General features: G+C 61.8%; 18 protein-coding genes and 2 tRNA genes. 9 read left to right on the top strand and 11 right to left on the bottom strand.

Annotation, left to right across the window (positions count from 1 at the left end; genetic code table 11):
* Positions 1-657: 657 nt before the first annotated feature.
* Entirely contained in the window at positions 658-1161 is a 504-nt protein-coding gene (locus AC0L18_RS30450) for a hypothetical protein (protein ID WP_473495457.1), read from the bottom strand.
* Between the two features lie 282 nt (positions 1162-1443).
* On the bottom strand, positions 1444-2229 hold the full coding sequence (locus tag AC0L18_RS30455) for an ion transporter (RefSeq protein ID WP_473495458.1): 786 nt from the start codon (positions 2227-2229) through the stop codon (positions 1444-1446).
* Between the two features lie 924 nt (positions 2230-3153).
* On the opposite strand from AC0L18_RS30455, the gene AC0L18_RS30460 reads away from it, so the two are divergent.
* From AC0L18_RS30460 to AC0L18_RS30470, 3 genes are all read left to right on the top strand, one after another.
* Complete coding sequence (locus tag AC0L18_RS30460) at positions 3154-3642, top strand: EF-hand domain-containing protein (RefSeq protein WP_473495459.1); 489 nt, start codon at positions 3154-3156, stop codon at positions 3640-3642.
* Between the two features lie 54 nt (positions 3643-3696).
* Positions 3697-4803 carry a flavodoxin family protein gene (locus tag AC0L18_RS30465; protein ID WP_473495460.1) on the top strand — a complete coding sequence of 369 codons (1107 nt, stop codon included), beginning with the start codon at positions 3697-3699 and terminating at the stop codon, positions 4801-4803.
* Positions 4804-4898: 95 nt separating this feature from the next.
* Complete coding sequence (locus tag AC0L18_RS30470; RefSeq protein ID WP_287137954.1) at positions 4899-5087, top strand: DUF1003 domain-containing protein; 189 nt, start codon at positions 4899-4901, stop codon at positions 5085-5087.
* A gap of 112 nt (positions 5088-5199) precedes the next feature.
* Here the strand turns inward: AC0L18_RS30470 and AC0L18_RS30475 are convergent.
* Positions 5200-5276, bottom strand: a tRNA-Asp gene (locus AC0L18_RS30475).
* 215 nt (positions 5277-5491) lie between these two features.
* On the opposite strand from AC0L18_RS30475, the gene AC0L18_RS30480 reads away from it, so the two are divergent.
* The 6 genes from AC0L18_RS30480 (at position 5492) to nadE (ending at position 11327) form a co-directional block, all read left to right on the top strand.
* Positions 5492-5567: transfer RNA gene (locus AC0L18_RS30480), tRNA-Val, on the top strand.
* A gap of 176 nt (positions 5568-5743) precedes the next feature.
* Positions 5744-6214 (top strand): VOC family protein, encoded by a 471-nt coding sequence (locus AC0L18_RS30485; RefSeq protein ID WP_287193759.1) that lies wholly within the window; start codon positions 5744-5746, stop codon positions 6212-6214.
* Between the two features lie 327 nt (positions 6215-6541).
* Positions 6542-8479 (top strand): asparagine synthase (glutamine-hydrolyzing), encoded by a 1938-nt coding sequence (asnB, locus tag AC0L18_RS30490; RefSeq protein ID WP_473495461.1) that lies wholly within the window; start codon positions 6542-6544, stop codon positions 8477-8479.
* 21 nt (positions 8480-8500) lie between these two features.
* The gene (locus AC0L18_RS30495; RefSeq protein ID WP_128246668.1) at positions 8501-8758 is read left to right on the top strand and encodes an acyl carrier protein; all 258 of its coding nucleotides are present in this window, start codon (positions 8501-8503) and stop codon (positions 8756-8758) included.
* A gap of 23 nt (positions 8759-8781) precedes the next feature.
* Complete coding sequence (locus AC0L18_RS30500; RefSeq protein WP_473495462.1) at positions 8782-10323, top strand: class I adenylate-forming enzyme family protein; 1542 nt, start codon at positions 8782-8784, stop codon at positions 10321-10323.
* Entirely contained in the window at positions 10320-11327 is a 1008-nt protein-coding gene (nadE, locus tag AC0L18_RS30505; RefSeq protein WP_473495463.1) for an NAD(+) synthase, read from the top strand. The genes AC0L18_RS30500 and nadE overlap by 4 nt, the downstream gene beginning before the upstream one ends.
* Positions 11328-11359: 32 nt before the next feature.
* Here nadE and AC0L18_RS30510 read toward each other — a convergent pair whose 3' ends face one another.
* From AC0L18_RS30510 to AC0L18_RS30545, 8 genes are all read right to left on the bottom strand, one after another.
* On the bottom strand, positions 11360-12469 hold the full coding sequence (locus AC0L18_RS30510) for a hypothetical protein (RefSeq protein WP_473495464.1): 1110 nt from the start codon (positions 12467-12469) through the stop codon (positions 11360-11362).
* A gap of 264 nt (positions 12470-12733) precedes the next feature.
* On the bottom strand, positions 12734-13519 hold the full coding sequence (locus AC0L18_RS30515) for an SDR family NAD(P)-dependent oxidoreductase (protein WP_473495465.1): 786 nt from the start codon (positions 13517-13519) through the stop codon (positions 12734-12736).
* 13 nt (positions 13520-13532) lie between these two features.
* Positions 13533-14528 (bottom strand): ABC transporter permease, encoded by a 996-nt coding sequence (locus AC0L18_RS30520; RefSeq protein WP_473495466.1) that lies wholly within the window; start codon positions 14526-14528, stop codon positions 13533-13535.
* A gap of 150 nt (positions 14529-14678) precedes the next feature.
* Positions 14679-15719 carry a sugar ABC transporter substrate-binding protein gene (locus AC0L18_RS30525; RefSeq protein ID WP_023798316.1) on the bottom strand — a complete coding sequence of 347 codons (1041 nt, stop codon included), beginning with the start codon at positions 15717-15719 and terminating at the stop codon, positions 14679-14681.
* Between the two features lie 39 nt (positions 15720-15758).
* Positions 15759-16523: an ATP-binding cassette domain-containing protein gene (locus tag AC0L18_RS30530; protein ID WP_287221057.1), complete on the bottom strand. Its 765-nt coding sequence runs from the start codon at positions 16521-16523 to the stop codon at positions 15759-15761.
* A gap of 38 nt (positions 16524-16561) precedes the next feature.
* Positions 16562-17728, bottom strand: coding sequence for an ROK family transcriptional regulator (locus AC0L18_RS30535; RefSeq protein ID WP_473495467.1), 1167 nt, complete (start codon positions 17726-17728; stop codon positions 16562-16564).
* A gap of 327 nt (positions 17729-18055) precedes the next feature.
* A complete protein-coding gene (locus tag AC0L18_RS30540) occupies positions 18056-19345 on the bottom strand; it encodes a M23 family metallopeptidase (RefSeq protein WP_473495468.1) in 1290 nt (429 codons plus the stop codon).
* 171 nt (positions 19346-19516) lie between these two features.
* Positions 19517-19984, bottom strand: coding sequence for a peroxiredoxin (locus AC0L18_RS30545; protein ID WP_091591837.1), 468 nt, complete (start codon positions 19982-19984; stop codon positions 19517-19519).
* Positions 19985-20079: the final 95 nt, after the last annotated feature.

The following is a 20079-nucleotide window of genomic DNA, read 5'->3' on the forward strand; positions in this document are numbered from 1 at the left end:
CCATGGCCGCCCCTCGCCTCAGAGTAAGGGCTGCTCTCTCTCTCCAGAGCTTTTTGCAGAACCTTCAGGACACTATCCCCCTTGAGGCAGGCAATCGCATTTGGAGTCTTGCGAAGAAGGACCCCACCCTAACCCTCCCCACAAGGGGAGGGAACGCTGCCGCGCGCGCCCTTACTTCCCCTTTGCACCAATGGCAGGCAATTTGCCGACGTAAACGCCAACGGAAGTTTCCCTCCCCCTTGTGGGGAGGGGCTAGGGGTGGGGGTACATCGTAGAGCGAAAGCCTCGGCTTCCACCTGCGATAGCGCTTCCACTTGAGGTCAGGGCAATCCCATTTGGTGTCTTGCGAAGAAGGACCCCATCCTAACCCTCCCCACGGTTGCTTTCAGGCTCAGTCCGAGGACCAAATCCCCGGCGCCGCGACGACTGCGTGGGTTTTCGCTCGTCGGGACCAAGATCCAGCGATCATCCACCAACGCGCCAGGAAACATGTCGGGAGCAGCGGGTTTGGCTTGGACGACATGTTCGGTCTCTCCGAAGGAGAATACGATGACATCAGCAAGCAAAACCACAGCGGTTGCCGCGGCGTTGGCTATGCTGGCCTCGCCGGCGCTATCCCAGACGAGCCCACCTGCGCCCGCCGCACCTGCGCAAGGTTCACAGCCATCGCCAGGCGGGCCAACCGAAGAGTCCATGCACCAAACGATGCGTGAGATGATGACTGAGATGCTGGAGGAGAGAATGCCGGAGCATCGCCGCCCCCGAGCAGAGCGGCGAGGTGGCGATCGTTGGCATCGCGATTTCCGACGGCATGACGGACGCCGAATGGGAGGCGGGATGATGCATGGCGCACGGATGCGAATGATGTTCGCCATAGTCGACGCCGACGGCGATGGTGCGCTTTCTCAAATCGAGGTTCAGGATTTTGTCGAGCGGATATTCAACGCCGTCGACGAGGACGGCGATGACAGCGTCGACAGGGAGGATATCCGATCCTTCTTCCACGGGGGTGCCGACGAAACGGGTGAATAAATCCGCAGGTGGAACCGCTGCAGGCGGTCCGCTTCGCCTGCGCGGCATTTCGGTGATTTGACGCGGCCGGGCCGTCGGTGCCGACGCTGCAAGAGGGTTGCTCGCCAAGGGGTGAGCGCGCAGCCGCACCGGCGCTCTCGACTTAGTCCGTTCCGACCACGGTGACATATTAGCCACAGTTAATATCAATCGCCAAACCCATCTTGCGTCTTTGGCGTAGGTGTCCCGTAATGGGTCACTGGGTCTGGCGCCGCAATTTGCACGGTCAGCGAAGCCGGGGGGCAATCTTGACCTGGCAATCGAGGGGGTATTGGGGACCCGCCGCTTCGCAAATGAAGCGGCGGGCTCTTTCACGGCTCATCACAAGCCGCCGAACGGACAGGAATCTTTTGCAATGCGCGCGGAGGCGATCTAGCCGCGAACGCCGGACAATTCGCGGACCTCCGCCCGCAGCGCCTGTAATTCCGCCAGGATCATGGCCTGATCGCTGTGCAGCGTCGCCCTGTCGGCCGATTCCACGGCTTCATGCTCGGCCTCCATCGCCGAAACGATCACGCCGATGAATAGATTGAGCACGGTGAACGAGGTCGCGATGATGAATGGGATGAAGAACAGCCAGGCCGCCGGATAGACCTCCATGACCGGGCGCACCACGCCGTCCGACCAGCCCTCGAGGGTCATGACCTGGAAAAGCGTGAACAGCGATTCTGGTATGCCGCCGAACAGTTCGGGAAAGGACGAGCCGTAGAGCTTCGTCGCCATCACCGCGAAGACGTAGAACACCAGCCCGAGCAGCAGCATGATCGAGCCCATGCCGGGCAAGGCGGTGATGAAGCCGGTGACGACACGGCGCAGCGACGGAACGATGCTGATCAGGCGCAGCACCCGCAGGATGCGCAGCGCCCGCAGCACCGAGAGCGAGCCTGTCGTGGGGATCAGCGCGAAACCGACGACGAAGAGGTCGAATATGCGCCATGGATCGCGGAAGAAATGCGTCCTGTAGACGACCAGCCGGATCGCGAGTTCGAGCACGAAGACGCCGAGGATCGCGCGGTCGATGGCCGTTAGAAGCGGGCCAAGGGCCGCAATCGCGTCGGGCGAGGTTTCGAGGCCGAGCGTGACGGCGTTGATCAGGATCAGGACCATGATCGCGAGGTCGAAGCGGCGCGATTCGATGAGCGATTTCAGGGCATCCAAGGCTTCTTCTCCGTTAGAGCATCGGACCCGAAAGTGGGGACCGGGCCTGGGAAAATCCAATGCTCAAACGCATATGGCCAGCTTGTGACGCACCGAGTACAAAAAGTTGATAACTCTCAGGAACCGACGTCGAAACTTTTTGTAATTAAGGAACCTAGTTCCTCTGCACAGAGGACTTGGTTCTTCGACCGAGCCTGAAAGGGATTGTCGACGGTCCAGCAGCGCAATCTCCAACGTCTGCGATTAGCCGCAGGCCACCACACCTTCGTCATCCCAGGGCGGAGCAGGAGCGAAGCGAGGTCGCGGAGACCCCTGGGATCCATGCCGTTACCTCGGAGCGCTGCTGCGGTGCAGAACCTTTGATCGCGGAGCGAGGCGCCCCCCTCTGTCCTGCCGGACATCTCCCCCACAAGTGGGGAGATCGGCCGTCATTGCGGCTTTCGCCAATGTCCAACGTTGATGAACAGGCGCCGTCAGCGAAGCTGCCAATCTCCCCCCAAGTGGGGGAGATGTCCGGCAGGACAGAGGGGGGCGCGAAGGATCACTACAGATCAGCATTTATCCTGGGTCCGCTGCATTCCTCGGCTGAGGTAACGGCATGGATCCCAGGGTCTGCGCGCGTCGCTTCGCTCCTTGCTTGCCCTGGGATGACGAAGTGGAGGGGTGTTTCGGCTAAGCTCCAACGTTTGCGATTCGCCACTGACGGGAATTTATTGACATTCGCTGCCGATCGCCGATCTGCCAAAATCATTGTGTCGAGTCTCTAATGACAGCGTTCATTTGCGGCAGCGCGAAGGATTGCGTCGCTCGTCGGGACCAAAGATGCAGCGATCGTCTGCCAAATCGCCAGGAACCATGCGGGGGAGCAGCGGGTTTGGCTTGGGTGCCGACACGTTCGGTCCACCATTCTCCAAGGAGAATACGATGACATCAGCAAACAAGACCACAGCAATTGCCGCGGCTTTGGCCATGCTGGCTTCGCCGGCGCTATCCCAGACGAGCTCACCTGCGCCCGCCGCACCTGCGCAGGATCAAGGTTCACAGCCGTCGCCAGGCGGGCCAACCGAAGACTCCATGCGCCAAACGATGCGTGAGATGATGACTGAGATGCTGGAGGAGAGAATGCAGGAGCATCGCCGCCCGCGAGCAGAGCGGCGAGGTGACGACCGTTGGCATCGCGATTTCCGAAGGGCTGACGGCCGCCATATGGGACGCGGGATGATGCATGGTGCGCGGATGCGAATGATGTTCGCGATAGTCGACGCCGACGGCGATGGTGCGCTTTCTCAAACCGAGGTTCAGGAGTTTGTCGAGCGGATATTCAGCGCCGTCGATGAGGACGGCGATGACAGCATCGACAGGGAGGAAATCCGATCCTTCTTCCACGGAGGTGCCGACGGAACGGGTGAATAGACCACTGCAAAGACTTGCGCGTTCCTGGACGAAATTCGGGAAAGGAATTCGGAAATGGCTGGTCTCGTTGGCAAGTTTGCCGGGAAAACCCCGGCGCCTCGCAAGGGCATGGCTAGTCCCAGACTGAGTGAGAAAGCCTTCAAGGCAAGGTACAAGCAGCAATTCGTCGACCCGGCGTTCGAACCGCTCGCCCAGTCGATTGAGCAAATCGCTTCGATCGCCTGGCAGGCTTATGCGGATTCCCGCAAGAGCCCGATCACGAGGAAAGCCGGACCTGCGTTCAGCGACCCCGACTACGATCTGTCCGTCGATTGGATTGCGGCGCACGAAGCCGTGCTGCAGGCGCAGCGTCGGTACGAGGATCTAACGGTGCCGCCGCGTCTGTTGATCATCAACGGGTCGTCGCGCAGCGAGCACACCTGTCCCGGCGAGATGTCGAAGAGTTTCCGGCTCGCCGAAATCGCCCGTGAGACCATCGACAAGGAAACGAAACTTGCAGTCGAAATTCTCGATCTGTCGCGGCTTGCTTCCGAATACGGGAGGAACATCCATCCGTGCAAGGCGTGCTTTTCGACGGCCGCTCCGCTCTGCCATTGGCCCTGTTCCTGCTATCCCAACCATTCGCTTGGGCAAGTTCAGGACTGGATGAACGAAATCTACCCGATGTGGGTCGCCGCCCATGGGATCATGATCATCTCGCCGGTGAATTGGTATCAGGTTTCCTCGCCTGTCAAACTGATGATGGACAGGCTTGTCTGCGCTGACGGTGGCAATCCAGACCCCTCGCTGACACAAGGCAAGGATGCGGCAAAGGCAAAGCAGGTAGAACTGGCCGGGTGGGACTATCCGCGTCATCTGGCAGGCAGGCTGTTTTCTGTGATCGTGCACGGCGATGTCGAAGGTGCGGAGAATGTGCGGCATTCCATCGCCGACTGGCTGCGCTTCATGAAGTTGTCGCCGGCCGGCCCCAGCGCCGAGCTCGACCGCTACATCGGTTACTGGAAGCCGTACGCTACAAGCCATGATGAACTCGACGCCGATGAGACAATCCAGGAAGAAGTTCGCAACGCCGCCCGCTCGCTCGCCGAAGCCGTCATCGAACGTCGGGCGGGCCGTTTCCGTCAGATTGGCATCGGCCTGGAAGACCCGCGGCAAAAATAGGCGACCCCGATCAGCGAAGCACGGGGGCCGGAATTCTGCACGGAAACCGCGCCCGAGCTTGGTCGGCGAACGTGCAAGCATCAGCTCGCGGAGTGTTGAGCGAGCACCGCGCCGAGCTGGATCTGCAGATCGGCCTGCTCAACGAGCATGAGACCACGCGACTGATCGAAACCGCCCTGACGGAGCGTTTGAAGGTACCAACGCCGGCAGATGATGAAACCGCCTCAGCTAGCTCAGAACGTCGATCCGCAAGCGGTGATGAGCCAGATCGAACAGGTTTCTGAAAATCAGGCCAAGCGCTGAAATTTATCGGGCGCCAAGGTCGACCCGAATATCTGAATTGCCGGTCCGGCATTCAGAGTTTTTTACATTTCCAATCAGCTAAGTGATTGAAAATGGCGCGAGTGACGGGGCTCGAACCCGCGACCTCCGGCGTGACAGGCCGGCACTCTAACCAACTGAGCTACACCCGCGCAAGACGAGCACGGTCAGCCGTGTTCGTCGTTGGGGCGGTGGATAAGGCGTAAGCCACCGGGTGTCAAGCGGAGCGCGACAGCATAACAGCAAACAGCAGAAGGTTTTTTGACGAGCCGGATTTTGCCGCCGAAAACGACCAGCGGCGAGGCCGTCGTGCGCTCATTTGGCCTTGCGAACCCCGTCCTAACTGCTTAAAGGTCCGCCCCGGAGCGGGCGATTAGCTCAGTTGGTAGAGCGCTTCGTTTACACCGAAGATGTCGGCGGTTCGAGCCCGTCATCGCCCACCATGTTTTCTCAAGGGTTTGAGGTTTTCCGGTTCAGCAGCCGCCACGAAACCCGTATCGAACAGCCGCTTTGCGGACCGAATCGGCCCCTTCGCGTTCAGTGATGTACCGCGGCTCCAGGTCGCCCGGTTCAACGCGAGATGGTATGCTCGTCATCTTATCGGCAAGGGAGGTTCGGCATGCCTGTAACCGTTGGTGCGCACCATCTGACGCTGTTCACACACGACATGGACCGTTTCATTCGCTTTTATGAAGAAATCTTCGACGCGGAAACGAAATTCGATCTGTCCGAGCCCGGTCCCGGTGGCGGCACTCTTCGTCACTCACTTATCGACGTTGGAGGTGGCTTTGCCCTTCATCCGTTCCAAATGCCGGAACCAACGGGGTATGAAGATGGGTCGATGCAGATGGGCAAGAGAGGTCACATAGATCATCTTGCGCTGAAGGTACACGATGAAGAGTGCTTGCAGGAAGTCAGGCGACGTCTGGTGAAGGCCGGCGCTTCGGATGGGACCATTACAGATTTCGGCGCTGTCCGTCTTGTGACCTTCAAGGACCCGGATGGAATGGAGGGCGAGGTCGCGCGGTGGACCGATAGCAAACGCGTGCTCGGCTTTGAAGAACGCAAGCGGGAGCTTTGGCCAGACTGATCGCGAGGGCCGCATTGGGCTGATCCTGCCTCACACCTGCTCTCCAGTCATCGGCCTGTACTGTGCTATCAGCTACCTCCAATGAGGACTGGAGTCGCTGCGCAAGTCGGTCATGCGGGGCAACGCTGTCGCGCGCCGCCGTTGCTCGAACAAAAAATTGCGTTTCGCGTTGAAATATACTTCTCTATCCGGGAAGAGATAATAGAACAAAAAAGTACCTTGTCTTTTAATTGTTGTTAACCATGTGTCAGCCGAAATTATCCGGTTAACGCTTGAGCCAGCTATCGAGCTTAAGTTCCGGACCTCATCGATATATGAGTCGTAGCAATGTGCGGATTCGGGGGCTATTTCGGTTCGATCCGGGATGCGGAAGCTTTGCTTGCGCGGATGACAGCTGCGATCGCCCATCGTGGGCCGGATGAGCAAGGGAAATTTATGACAGCCGACGCCGGGCTCGGCCATGCGCGGCTGTCGGTGATCGGCATCGGCGATGGCCAGCAGCCGATGTCCGACGCGTCAGGCAATTTGACGATTGCGTTCAACGGCGAGATTTTCAACTACCTGGAATTGCGCGAAGGGCTGATCGCCAAGGGCCGGCGCTTCCGCACGTCAAGCGACACCGAGGTCATCCTGCACCTGTATGACGAGATGGGCGAAGACTGCCTGTCGCTCCTGAACGGCGATTTCGCCTTCGCGATTTGGGATAACAGGCGTCGGCGCATGGTGCTTGCCCGAGACCGGATGGGTGTCCGGCCGCTGTTCTACACGAACAGGGACGGCGTGCTGTACTTCGCGTCGGAGATCAAGGCGCTCCTGAAGGTTCCCGGCGTCTCGGCCGAAATCGATCCGATCGCACTCGACCAGATCTTTACGCTGTGGGCGCCGATCGCTCCCCGCACGGCTTTCCGCAATATCCACGAGCTGGAGCCGGCAAGCGTGATGATCGCGACACCGGGGCAAGTCACGATCAAGCGCTATTGGCACCTCGACTATCCGCATCGGGACGCGCCCTCGAAGCTCACCAACGAGGACGATGCGGCCGAGGAACTGCAGGCGCTGTTGAGCGATGCGGTGAGGCTTCGCATGCGTGCCGACGTGCCGGTCGGTTCTTATCTTTCGGGCGGGCTCGATTCATCCCTGGTTTCGGCCCTTGCCGCCGGCATGACACCGCTCCAGCTGCAGACATTTTCGGTGACGTTCGACAGCGCCGAACACGACGAAAGCGCTTTCCAGATCGAGATGGCGTCAGCAATTAGCTCCCGGCACCGAACCATTGCCTGCCAGGCCGGCGATATCGCCGGCGTCTTCCCCGAAGTCGTCCGCTTTGCCGAGCGGCCGATCATCCGCACCGCCCCAGCCCCGCTCTACCAGTTGTCCGGCCTCGTTCGCGAGGCTGGCCTGAAAGTGGTGCTGACCGGCGAGGGCGCCGACGAGGTTTTTGCCGGCTACGACATTTTTAGGGAAGCGCGTGTGCGTCGGTACTGCGCACGGCAGCCGGCATCGCGCATCAGGCCACAGCTGTTCCGCAAGCTTTATCCCTATCTGCCGGGTCTGCAGCAGCAGTCCGTGGAGTATTTGGCGGCGTTCTTCGGCGCCGGCAACGCTGCGCTCGACGATCCGCTGTTCTCGCATCGGCCGCGCTTCAAGACCACGGCGGCGGCAAAAATTTTCTTTTCCGGTGACCTGCGCGCGACGTTGAAGGGCTATGATGCAGCCGAGGAACTGGTCAGCCGGTTGCCCCAGGCTTTTCCCCTGTGGCACCCGCTGCATCAGGCGCAATATCTCGAAAGCCGCTTCCTGCTGCCGGGTTACATCCTGTCCAGCCAAGGCGATCGGATGGCCATGGCGCATGGTATCGAAGGGCGGTTTCCCTACCTCGACCATCGCCTTGTGGAATTTGCCGCAAGACTTCCGCCTGAAATGAAGCTGAAGGGATTGGTCGAAAAGCACATATTGCGCAAAGTGGCGGGGCATCTGCTTCCCGGCGCGATCCGGGAGCGTGCCAAGCAGCCCTACCGGGCGCCGGAAGCCCGCTCCTTCGTTGGAGCCGGGGAACTGGACTATGTGCGTGATTGCTTAAGTGAAGCGAACATCGCTGCCGGCGGACTGTTCAACGCCAAGGCCGTGGCCAGCCTTCATGAGAAATGCCGCACGCAGCCAGCGTCGGGATTCCGCGACAACGCTGCCTTCGTCGGCATCCTGTCGACGCAGCTGTGGCAGAAGAATTTCACCGGCAAAGAAGCCAGTGCAGCAAGAGCAGCTTGAGGAATCCAGGGAAGGGAAAAGATGATGATAACAATCAAGGACAAGGTCAGAGCCTTCATCGTCGACAATTTCTTGTTCGGCGACACGTCTTACGAACTTGCAGATACAGCCTCGCTGATCGAGAACGACATCATCGACTCGACCGCCGTGGTCGAACTCGTGGCGTTCATCGAGGATACCTTCGGTATTGCGATGGTCGATACCGACATCGTGCCGGCCAACCTGGATTCGATTGAGCGTATTTCGTCCTTCATCAAGGCGAAAGCGCCGGCAGTCTAGGCCCGATCGGCGAGGAGCGTTCCGTGCGGATCGAACATTTTCTGGCCGCGAATGCCGCTGCCCAACCTGCCAAGACGGCATTGATCACCAGCCATAAAAGGCTGAGCTACGAAGAACTGGACGATCTCTCGAGCCGCCTTGCCGCTGCGCTTTTCGCGAACGGCGTCAGCCGCAACGACCGGGTCGTCGTTTTCATGGACAATTGCTGGGAGATCGCGGTTTCGATTTTCGCCGTGCTCAAGGCAGGGGCGACCTTCATCCCGGTCAATCCATCGACCAAGGCCGACAAGCTTGCCTACATCCTTGCCGATTGCGACGCTGCGGCGATCCTCACCCAGGCAAAACTGATGCCCGTGGTCACTGAAGCCTGCGGCGGCAACACCGGCATCTTCGTGGCTTCGACCGTCGGCGCCGATGGTCAATGCCCGGTGGGGGCCACATCGCTGGCCGACTGCCTGACGCTCGAAGCCGGGGAGATTGACCACCGTGGCATCGACGTCGATCTTGCGATGTTGATCTACACGTCGGGCTCGACCGGCCGGCCCAAGGGCGTGATGATGACGCACCGCAATTGCGACGCGGCCTCGGACTCCATCACCACCTATCTGCGCAACACATCCGACGACATCATTCTGAATGTGCTTCCGCTCGCCTTCGACTATGGCCTTTATCAGTTGCTGATGGCCGTCAGGCTCGGCGCCACGCTCGTGCTCGAAAAGTCCTTCGCCTTTCCTCAGGCGATCTTTGAGCGTATCCGCGAGGAGGGCGTCACCGGTCTTCCGCTGGTGCCGACGATGGCAGCGATGATCCTGCAGATGCGTGACCTGGAGCCGGGCTTCCTGCCCAGCGTTCGCTATATTTCCAACACGGCGGCGGCCTTGCCTCCGGCCCATATCGAACGCCTGCGCTGCCTTTTCCCCGGTGTCAGGCTGTATTCGATGTATGGCCAGACCGAATGCAAGCGCTGCACCTATCTGCCGCCCGAGGAACTCGACCGCCGGCCGGGATCAGTCGGCATAGCCATTCCGAACACCGAAGTGTTTGTCGTCGATGACAACGGGCAACGCGTGCCACCAGGTGTGGCGGGTGAGCTGGTCATTCGCGGACCGCACGTCATGCAGGGTTATTGGCGCAACGAAGCTGCGACCGAACGAGCGCTGCGACCGGGCCCGAACCGTTGGGAGAAGGTTCTCTACACCGGTGACCTGTTCAGGACCGATGAGGACGGCTTTCTCTATTTCGTCGGCCGCAAGGACGACATCATAAAGACGCGGGGAGAGAAGGTGGCGCCGAAGGAAGTGGAAGCCGTGCTTCACGGCCATCCGGGCATTGCCGAGGCCGTTGTCGTCGGTGTGCCGGATCCGCTGCTCGGGCATGCGATCGGCGCGCTCGTCATACGCTCGGACCCGAAGCTCAGCGAAAAGGATGTCATGCGCCACTGCGCCCGTCATCTCGAGGATTTCATGGTGCCCAAAATCATAGAATTCCGCCTGGAATTGCCGATGACGGACACGGGCAAGGTCAGCCGCCGGCTTGCGTCGGAGATGATGGAGGCCGCGCAATGAGCGTTCGCCCCGGCGATGACGCGCCGACCATTCTGGCGCAGGCCCTGGCGATCGACCCCGGCGCCGAAACGGACAGGATCGTGACCGCCTTGCGCCAGCAGTTGCGCGGTATTCGCAAGCGTGGCCTCGTGCTCGGTCTTTCCGGCGGGATCGATTCCAGCGTTTCGGTCGCGTTGGCGGCGCGCGCCGTCGGGCCACAGAATGTACTGTGCCTCTTCATGCCGGAAAACGATTCCGATCCGGAAAGTCTGCGGCTCGGCCGCCTTGTCGCCGGCACTTTCGGTGTCGAGGCCATTGTGGAGAATATCGGGCCGACCTTGCGCGCCATGGGCTGCTATCAGCGTCGCGACGCCTTCATCTGCGAACTGGTCCCGGACTACGGCGAAGGCTGGGCCTCGAAGATCGTGATTGCGAACGCCCTCGAGCATGAGGGCTACAATATCTCGTCGCTGGTGGTGCAGGACCCCGGGGGCAAGCAGACCAAACTGAGAATGCCGCTGCCGGTCTATCTCGGCATCGTCGCCGCCACCAACATGAAACAGCGAACCCGCAAGCAGATCGAATATTTTCATGCCGACCGGCTGAACTTCGCCGTTCTCGGAACGCCCAACCGGCTGGAATACGATCAGGGCTTCTTCGTCAAGAACGGTGACGGCGCGGCGGACGTCAAGCCGATCGCGCACCTCTATAAAACGCAGGTCTATGCGCTCGCGGCCTATCTCGGCGTCCCCGAGGAAATCCGCAATCGGCCGCCGACCACCGATACCTACTCGCTGGCGCAGACGCAGGAGGAGTTCTACTTCTCGCTTCCCTATGACCGCATGGATCTTTGCCTTTGCGGCCTCAACAACGGCGTGGCGGCCGAAGTGGTGGGGCAGGCGGCAGGACTGGACGCCTCGCAGGTGGAACGCGTCTGGGCCGACATCGCCGCCAAACGCAAGGCAACGCGCTACCTGCACCTGCGCCCGCAACTCGTTGATGAGGTCGAGGAAGTCGATACCTGACCTGCTTCTCGATCCAGGTCACGCGAAGCGCTTCAGGTGAAGTGACCCAGCCGGCTCCACTGCTCGCCCGCAAGCCCGTTCAGGAAAGCTTGCGAGTTCTTCATGGCATCCAGAAGCTCTGGATCGCGTGAATGCACCACGGTCGAGGCAACGGTCAGGAACGCTATGCGTCGCCCTAGCATCGCTTCCAGAAGTGCGGGTTGAATGCGTCCGCGCAGGCCGCTGACGCCGCGTACGGCGGCATCATCGATCAGGCAGTCGATCACCGAACCCGCCTGGCCGGGGAGGGCGAGTATCTGCAGCACGCGGCCGATTTCACCGGCCCGCGCGTGATAGGCGAATGCGCCGACATTGGTGCCGACCGGCGATGCCACGGAAACGTAGACAAGCTCGCCCAGATCCGGCCTTTGTGCCGCATCGGTCAGCATATGATCCAGCTGGCCTTCCGCCCAACTCGGGCGCAGGGCGAACTGGGCGGTCAACGGTTCGACGAGCCTGGCAAATGCGTCGCTGTCGATTTGGGATGTCCGAAAGGCGCCATGACCTGCCCCGTCCGCCGCCACACCGGACCAGCGTCGTTCGCTGGACTTCATTCGCCTGCAAAAAAACCGGTCGAGGGCATGCGCAAACGGATTGAGCATTCGGACAGATTTCATGCGACTGGCGGAAAGGCTGAGCACAAAGCTCGACGGCCGCATCACGCGCACCCAGTCGAGACTGTATTGCGGCAGGACAACGCCGCGCAGCCGGGTCCACAATTTTGCAGAAATATCATTGGCGGTCTCGCTGAACGAGATAACCTGCGGGCCATCCAGATAAGCCTTCAACAAGCGGGCGCCGGCCATCGGGTCGCGCTCATGATCCTCGACCATGAGCGAGCTGCAGATGGCGGCGCGTAATTGCCGGCCGTTGAACTGCATCGGCAACACGTGAACGCCGACGAACCCGGAGACGTCGCCGGCGTCGTTGACATGGACAAGCGAGCGGAGATCGCCTCCGCAACCGGGCGCCTCCAGATAAAACCGTCTCATATAGTCGATGAGCGCGGCCGGCGCTTCGGTCCGCTCCTTGCGCAGCACGCGTTGAAACATGCCTGCGACTGCCGGAACATCGGCACTTTCCAGGGCGCGAATGACGCTCAAGCCCGGCTCCCGGCACCGGAGTCCCCGCGTTTCCAGACCATGGCAAGGCCCGGCTCCCCATTGGCCATCGCCGCGAACGGCAACTGCCCGCAGCTATGCAATCTACAATTGCACTCGCTCCGGTGGTGGTCGAAAGGAGAGCTGTAACGCGGCGGCAAGGCAGACCCTTTGCTTGATCATGAAAACGAGCGTCGTTGCTGTTACCAGCTTCGGGTAAACCGATGTTGAAGTATTGGGCGGCGAATCGAGTTTATCGGGCGCGGATCATGGCGGAAGCAGGCGGAAGTCCTTGCCTTCGGGCAGCAGCTGCCCGCCATCGACGATGATGGTGGTGCCGGTGATGTAGCTGGCGTCGTCCGAGGCCAGGAACAGGAAGGCATTGGCCACGTCGCGCGGGCTGCCGAGGCGGCCGAGCGGGATGGAGTCCTCCATGTTCTTGATATAGGCGGCGCCGCGATGCAGCTGGATGGCTTCGGTGAGGATGTTGCCGGGCTCGACGCCGTTGACGGTGATGCCGTAGCCCGAGAATTCGAGAGCGGCCGAACGGATCAGGCCGTTGATGCCGGCCTTGGTCGCCGAATAGTGGCCGTGACCGGGGCTGGTGACGTGCGGGCCGGTGATCGAGGAGGTGAACAGCATGCGGCCGAAGTGCTGCGCCTTCATCGGAGCGAGCGCCGCACGGGCGGCATTGAAGCTGCCGCGCAAATTGACCGCCATGACACGGTCCCAGTCCTCCGGGCTGGTGTTTTCCAGCAATTGCCAGGGATAGATGCCGGCATTCTGGACCATGATGTCGAGACGGCCGTGATGGTCGAGCGCCAGCGCAACAGCGGCCTCGGCATCGGCCATCTGCGAGATGTCGGTGCGGATGAAGGCGGCGCCGACTTCGTCCGCGGCCGCTTGCCCGGCCTCGACTTCGGTATCGGCCAGCACCAGCTTGGCGCCCTCTTCGGCAAAGCGCTGTGCGATGCCCTTGCCGATGCCGCGGGCACCGCCGACGATCAGCGCGACCTTGTCCGAAAGTCTTCCGATCCCTGGACGCCCGGTCATGCCAGCCCCCCTCTCATGCCAGTCTTTGGCGGATGGTTTGCTTGAACGCGTCGAGCAGCACGGCGGCAAGCACCAGCAGGCCGTGGATCACCTGGGTGAAGTTGGCCGGCAGGCCCATGAGGTTGATTGCGGTGTTGATGGCCGACAGCAACAGCACGCCGGCATAGACGCCGGACAGGGTGCCGACGCCGCCCTTGAGGCTGACACCGCCGATGACGACGGCGGCGAAGGCGTTGAACAGCAGCCCGACGCCGAGATTGGCGGTGGCGCCGGAGGTGCGGATTGCCAGCACCCAGCCGGCAAGGCCGGCGATGGCGCCGGCGAGAACGAAGGCGATGACGAGGTTGCGGTTGACGCGAATGCCGGCGCGGAAGGTTGCGGTCTCGTTGCCGCCGATCATGACCAGGTGCCTGCCGAAGGGGGTCTTGGCCATGATCAGCGAGAAGACCACGAAACACGCAATCGCGATCCAGGCGGTGAGCGGCAGGCCAAGCAGGCGCTGAATGCCGAACCAGCGGATTGCCGGCGCAAGGTCCTGTGCCGAGCGGCCGCCGGAAATGACCAGCACGAGGCCGCGCACCCAGATGTAGGACGCCAGCGTGATGATGAAGGCACTCATCTTCACCTTGACGACCAGGTAGCCGTTGACGGCGCCGATGATGCCGCCGACAGCAAGGGCGATCAGCAGCGAAACCGGAACCATCAGCCATTCCGGGTGCAATTGAACGCCAAGGCCGATACCCGCCGAGCAGAACAGGATGCCGACCGCCATGGCACTGAGCGCCGCCACGGATTCGACCGACAGGTCCATGTGACCGGTGATGATGACCAGCGCCAGGCCGATCGACATGACGCCAAGCACGCTCGACGCCTCGATGATGTTGGCGAAGATGCCGAGCTGGAAATAGTTCGGAATGGAGGTGGAGAAGACCACCAGCACGAAGACCAGCATGAACCAGACGAGGTTGTTGAGGACGAACTCGAGGGCGCGGCGCGTGCGGGGATTCATATGCTGATCCGGCTGGCGCATGACCCCGAAACCAATTCGATTTTAGGGATCACGCGCGGACTGAAAAACTTCTGCAGCTTGACTTGCGCGTCGTTCGAACGTGCCGGCTGAGCTCCGGGCCAGCGCGGCCCGGAGCCCTGGGCGACTTTGCTACTCGACCGGCTTCACGGTGCCCGAGGGCGGCTTCATGTTGCCCCAGAAGGCCGGGTTGTCGACGTTTTCCTTGGTGATCGCAGCGCCGGGGATCTTGATGTTCGGTCCCCAGGCTTCAATCGTCACGGCCGACTTCAGGCCGAGCACATCGTACTCGCCCGGCTTGATCTCCTGCTTGTTGACGACCTTGTCCATGAACATGGCGACGGCGGCGGCCTGAGCGTAGAGCGGCTGCTCGACTTCGACGTTGAGCCAGCCCTTGCGGATCAGGTCGAGGCCGACCGGCGCGCCGTTCGAGCTCATCAGCATGACGTCGCCCGGTTTCTTGCCGGCGGCCTCGAGCGAGGCGACGGCAGCGACCGAGAGATGCGCGGCGTGGCTGAAGATCAGGTCGATATCAGGGTTGGCGAGCATCTGGTCGTTGACGATGGTTCCGGCTGCATCCGCCGCCCATTGCATGGCAGGCACCGAGATGATCTTGACGTCTGGGAACGCCTTCATCTTCTCCTCGAAACCCTTCTGGATATCGAGCGTGTAGGGGTCGCCAGGATCGCCGAGCACCTGGAGGATCTTGCCTTTCACCGATCCGTGCTTCGCCTTCAAGAGTTTTTCGGCCTGGTCGGCGGCAATCTGGCCGATCTCGACCGTTCCCGCCACCGAGGTGAAATCGGATGGCGTCGAGGTGATCTGGCGATCGAACTCGACAACCGGGATGCCGGCGGCGCGGGCGGCCTCGATCGACGGCTTCAACGCATTGAAATCGACGGCGGCAAGAATGATCGCCGACGGCTTGAGCGCAATGACGTCGTTCATCTGCGATTGCTGAGCGTCGGTCTTGTTGTCGGCGTTCAGCGTCTTCATCTCGTAGCCGACCTGCTTCAGGAACATCTCCAGAGCGCTCACCGAGCCGGTCTGGAATTCATCGAGCAATGTCGGCACCAGGTAGTAGACGGTGCCCTTGGACTGGGCGAATGCCGGCGTGAGCGTGGCAAAGGCCAGTGCCAGGATACCGAAGACGGAAAGAAGTATTTTCTTCATGTCGTTCGCTCCTCTTGCGCCGGACCCCTCATTTGTCCCTCAGCCTGCCGGTCCGGCACCGGCGAGCGTCTCTCCGGTGATCATGTCGATCACCGCGTCGGGACTTGTCTTGTTGCGCGCGACATCGCCGGCCACGACGCCTTGCCGGATCACGACGATCCGGTCGGCGACCTGGAAGGCCTGCTGCATGATATGGGTGATGATGACGACGCCGATGCCTTGCCTCGCCACCTGGCGGATCATGTCGAGGCCACGCCGCGTCTGCTCGACGCCGAGTGCTGCGAACGGCTCGTCGAGAAGCACGAGCTTGCCGCCAAAATGCACGAATCGGTTGAGCTCGATGGCCTGCCGCTGGCCGCCCGAGAGATGCTCGACATTGGTTCTGAGTGAAGGGATGCGGGTGCCGGCGCTGGCCAAAGCCGTTTCGACCACCTGCTCCATGGCGGGTTCGTCAAGCACGGGAAGGCCAAGAAATTTCCTGGTGATCTCGCGGCCCATGAAGAAATTGGCCACCACGTCGACATTGGTGCAAAGCGACAGGTCCTGGTAGACGGTCTCGATCCCAGCCGCCTTGGCCTCGGCGGGAGATTTGGCGAGGAATTCCTTGCCCTCGAACAGCATGCGGCCGGAGGTCGGCTCCAGGCCGCCGGCGATGATCTTGACCAGCGTCGATTTGCCGGCGCCATTGTCGCCCAGAAGCGCCACCACCTCGCCCTTGCCGATCGAGAAGCTGATGCCCTTGAGCGCTTCAATCGCGCCAAAATTCTTGGTGACGTTGTCGAGCACCAGCAGGGGTTCGCTCATGCCCGGCTGAGCTCCGCTCATGCCCGGCTGAGCTCCGCTCATGCCGCGATCCCCTTGCCCTGCAGTATATCTCGCCCACGTTCGCGCTCGGCGGTGAATATCTGGCCGAAGCGCGGCGAAAGCACGCCTGAGACGGCAAGTGCGGCGGCCCCGCGCAGCACAGCATGCTGGCCGCCGCGTGCGACGGTGACACGCGGCGCCGTGCGGTCGTTTCGCGCCGAGATCGAGTTGGCAAGCCTGGCAACCGAACCGGCCAGCCGTTCAAGCAGATCGGTGGACGCCAGTCCGCCGAGGATGATGGTCTCGGGATCGAACAGGTTCTCGACGATGGTGATGGCGTTGCAGAAGATCGGCCCGACTTCATCAACCCAATCGGCGTCGCTGATGTTCCGGCGCCGCAGCGCCTCGAGCGAGAGGTATCGTTCGAGGCAGCCGCGATTGCCGCAGGGGCACGGCTCGCCACCCGGCACGACAGGGATGTGTCCGATCTCGCCGGCGTTTCCCCAGGCCCCGCGCAACGCGCTTCCGTCATGGACCATGACGCCGCCGAGACCGACACCGAAATAGAGATAGTAGTATTCGGAATATCCCGTCCCGAGGCCGTACAGGCGCTCGCCCATTGCCGCGGCCGCCATATCGGTCTCAAAAAACGCGGGCAGCCCGGTCGAGGCCTCCAACCGTTCCCGAAGCGCCACGTCCTTCCAGCCGGTCATCGTCGTCGGGCCGACAAAGCTCATCGACTCAACGCCGAAAGGGCCGGGCAGCGCCATGCCGATGCCGAGAACGCGACCGCCCGGCCGCAGTCCGGTCAATTCAAGCACCATCGCGCCGATCAGATCGAAGGCATGGTCGGGCGTCGCGTTGGGGGCCTCGCGGGTGGCGCTCTCGATCACGTCTCCGCTCAAATTGATCAGCGCCGCATTGATGCCCAGCGGAGTGACGTGGATGCCGACGGCATAGCCGCCCTCCGGGTTGATCCGCAGGGTCGCCGGAGGCAGCCCGCGCCCCCGCGGCTCTTCGCGCATCGACAGGACGTAGCCGTGTTCTTCCAACTCGCGAACGATGGTCGAGACCGTTTGAACGGTGAGCCCGACCCGCTCGGCAATGTCGCCGCGGGCGATCGGACCGTGAAGGCGGATGGATTCGAGGACGATGCGCCTGTTGTAAGGCCGCCCAAACTCCTGATTGGTCCCCCGCAGTGCCATGTCTTGCATCCCTGGGAGACAAGAGGTTCGCACCAAATATTTATTCAGTCAAATGGAATTCAAAAAGAATTTCGCGCGCGATCCCGGCTAAGTCGCATTCCTTCGCCCCCCCTCTGTCCTGCCGGACATCTCCCCCACTTGGGGGGAGATTGGATGTCACGTCGGGTTTCGCCAATCTCCAATGCAGAAGAAAAAGGCGCCGTCGGCAGAGCTGCCGATCTCCCCCCTGGTGGGGGAGATGTCCGGCAGGACAGAGGGGGGCGCTGTCCCGCCAGCGTCAAAAAAGGCCCTGCACCGACGTAGCGCTCGCAGCCGACAGGCCGGCCACTAAAGATACCGCGCGACCTTCTTGCCGACCCTCAGGAAGCGCAGCGGGTCGATGGCCTCGCCATGGCGGCGGATTTCGTAATGCAGATGCGGGCCGGTCGAGCGGCCGCTGCTGCCGGTCTTGCCGATGACGTCGCCGGCGTTGAGCCGCTTGCCGACGGCCACGTCGATTTTGCTGAGATGCCCATAGCGCGTCGCAAAGCCATTGCCATGGTCGACCTCGACCATGCGGCCGTAGCCGCCGTTCCAGCCGGCCTTGACGACAACGCCGGGCGCCGTGACCTTGGCAGGCATCCCGGTCGGCGCCCTGAAATCCATCCCCGAATGCAGCGCGGCGGTGCCGAGCAGCGGATCGGTGCGCACGCCGAACGGGCTGGTGACCGAGCGACCGGGCGCGGGGTTGGCGAGCGGCAGCCGTCGCGCCTCCGTCTTCAGCCGGTCAAGCGCGTCCAGCGCCTCGTCGAGTTCCCTTACCTTGCTGTCGAACGTCATCGAACTGTCGAGTGGTATCAGCGGACCGCCGGCATCGCTCTTGCCGAAATCGCCGTCGACCGGCAGGCCAGCCGCCTCGAGCGCCTGAGAAATCGCATCGGCGTTTTTGTAGGCGTTGTCGGCAAGCGTGGCGATGCGGGTGAGCTGCTGGCTCTCTATGGCCTTAAGCGCGGCGTTGATCGACACGAACAGCCTGTCGGCACGATCGGCCGCCGTGTCGCTCGGCAGCGGATCGGAGCGGGTCGACCACAGCGAGAACGGCCTGGTGTCGCCAGCGCCAAGGTTGGCGCCGAGGCTGGCAACCGCATAGGCCTGTAGCGGGGCGTCGGTCACCTCGGCGCGTTTATCCGGCTTTGCGGACGCAGCCGTGCCTGCGGCGGGCGGCGTTCCGACGTCGCTCTCGGCGCGTTCGAGGAGCGGGCCGATGCGGCCGTGGCGCAGGCTGAGCTGGGTCTGTCGTTCCAGCAACTCGCCAACTTTGGTTTCCATGAGCTGCTGGTCGAGCAGCTGACGGCTGGTGATCCGGTCGACCTGGGCGCGCAGTGCCGAGATGCGGTCCTCATAGGCCTGCTGCATGCGCGCCTGCCGTGCCGTGGTCGCGCCGATTAGGTCGTCGCGCAGCACGAGATAGGAGGTCGCCAGCAGATAGCCTATCGCCATCGCCGCCAGCGCCGAGCCGCAAAATGCGGCAAGCCATGGCCGTATGGTGAAATGCCTGATCTCGTTGCCCCGGGCGATAATGACCGTGTGGGGCTCATTGCGCCTGCCAAAGACCGTTGACTGACTGGCTACGTTCACAGGACCAAGCTTTCGTTACGACACCAACGACAAGCCTGATTACACATCATTAAGGTTAACGGTCGGTTGCTGGCGCCCAGCTTGCAGCCCATGGGTTGCAAGCCGGATTGCTTAGGCGTGCTTCAGACGGGGTTCAGGCCACAGCCGAAACTGATGTCCCAGAAATCGACGTCAAAGCGCGCGCACGGCCTCCAGCACCGCCTCGGCATGGCCTTTGACGCGAACATTTCGCCAGATCCGGGCGATCCGTCCGTCGCTGCCGATCAGGAACGTTGCGCGCTCGACGCCCATATAGCGGCGGCCATAGAGCTGCTTCTCAACCCACAGATGATAGGCTTCGATCACCTTGCGCTCCTCGTCGGCGACGAGGTCGACGGTCAGATCGTATTTCGACTTGAATTTGTCGTGTTTTCGGACACTGTCCGGCGACAGGCCGATCACGACAGCGCCGAGCTTTTCGAATTCCGGCTTCAACTGCGAAAAGCCGATCGCCTCATTGGTGCAGCCGGTGGTGTCGTCCTGCGGATAGAAGTAAAGCACGACCGGCTTTCCCCGCAATGACGCGAGGCTGAGCGATCCGCCGCCGTCGCGGGGAAGGTCGAACTGCGGCGCAACGTCGCCGACGTCGAGATCAGCCATATCGGTGCCCTTGTTTGTGGTTACGCGCGAGGCCTCATCGATATATTGTCGCAGCGGGATTCGTCCACGGTCGAGTTCGTTCAACGGAAAATTGT

It is taken from the genome of Mesorhizobium sp. WSM4819 (assembly GCF_055811215.1).

Excerpts from the sequence above, each read along its gene's own strand:
- AC0L18_RS30465 (WP_473495460.1), top strand. The coding sequence starts at position 3,697 with ATGGCTGGTCTCGTTGGCAAGTTTGCCGGGAAAACCCCGGCGCCTCGC.
- AC0L18_RS30530 (WP_287221057.1), bottom strand. The coding sequence starts at position 16,523 with ATGAGCGAACCCCTGCTGGTGCTCGACAACGTCACCAAGAATTTTGGC.
- asnB (WP_473495461.1), top strand. The coding sequence starts at position 6,542 with ATGTGCGGATTCGGGGGCTATTTCGGTTCGATCCGGGATGCGGAAGCT.
- AC0L18_RS30545 (WP_091591837.1), bottom strand. The coding sequence starts at position 19,984 with ATGGCTGATCTCGACGTCGGCGACGTTGCGCCGCAGTTCGACCTTCCC.
- AC0L18_RS30525 (WP_023798316.1), bottom strand. The coding sequence starts at position 15,719 with ATGAAGAAAATACTTCTTTCCGTCTTCGGTATCCTGGCACTGGCCTTT.
- AC0L18_RS30520 (WP_473495466.1), bottom strand. The coding sequence starts at position 14,528 with ATGAATCCCCGCACGCGCCGCGCCCTCGAGTTCGTCCTCAACAACCTC.
- AC0L18_RS30460 (WP_473495459.1), top strand. The coding sequence starts at position 3,154 with ATGACATCAGCAAACAAGACCACAGCAATTGCCGCGGCTTTGGCCATG.
- AC0L18_RS30515 (WP_473495465.1), bottom strand. The coding sequence starts at position 13,519 with ATGACCGGGCGTCCAGGGATCGGAAGACTTTCGGACAAGGTCGCGCTG.
- AC0L18_RS30485 (WP_287193759.1), top strand. The coding sequence starts at position 5,744 with ATGCCTGTAACCGTTGGTGCGCACCATCTGACGCTGTTCACACACGAC.
- AC0L18_RS30495 (WP_128246668.1), top strand. The coding sequence starts at position 8,501 with ATGATGATAACAATCAAGGACAAGGTCAGAGCCTTCATCGTCGACAAT.
- nadE (WP_473495463.1), top strand. The coding sequence starts at position 10,320 with ATGAGCGTTCGCCCCGGCGATGACGCGCCGACCATTCTGGCGCAGGCC.
- AC0L18_RS30535 (WP_473495467.1), bottom strand. The coding sequence starts at position 17,728 with ATGGCACTGCGGGGGACCAATCAGGAGTTTGGGCGGCCTTACAACAGG.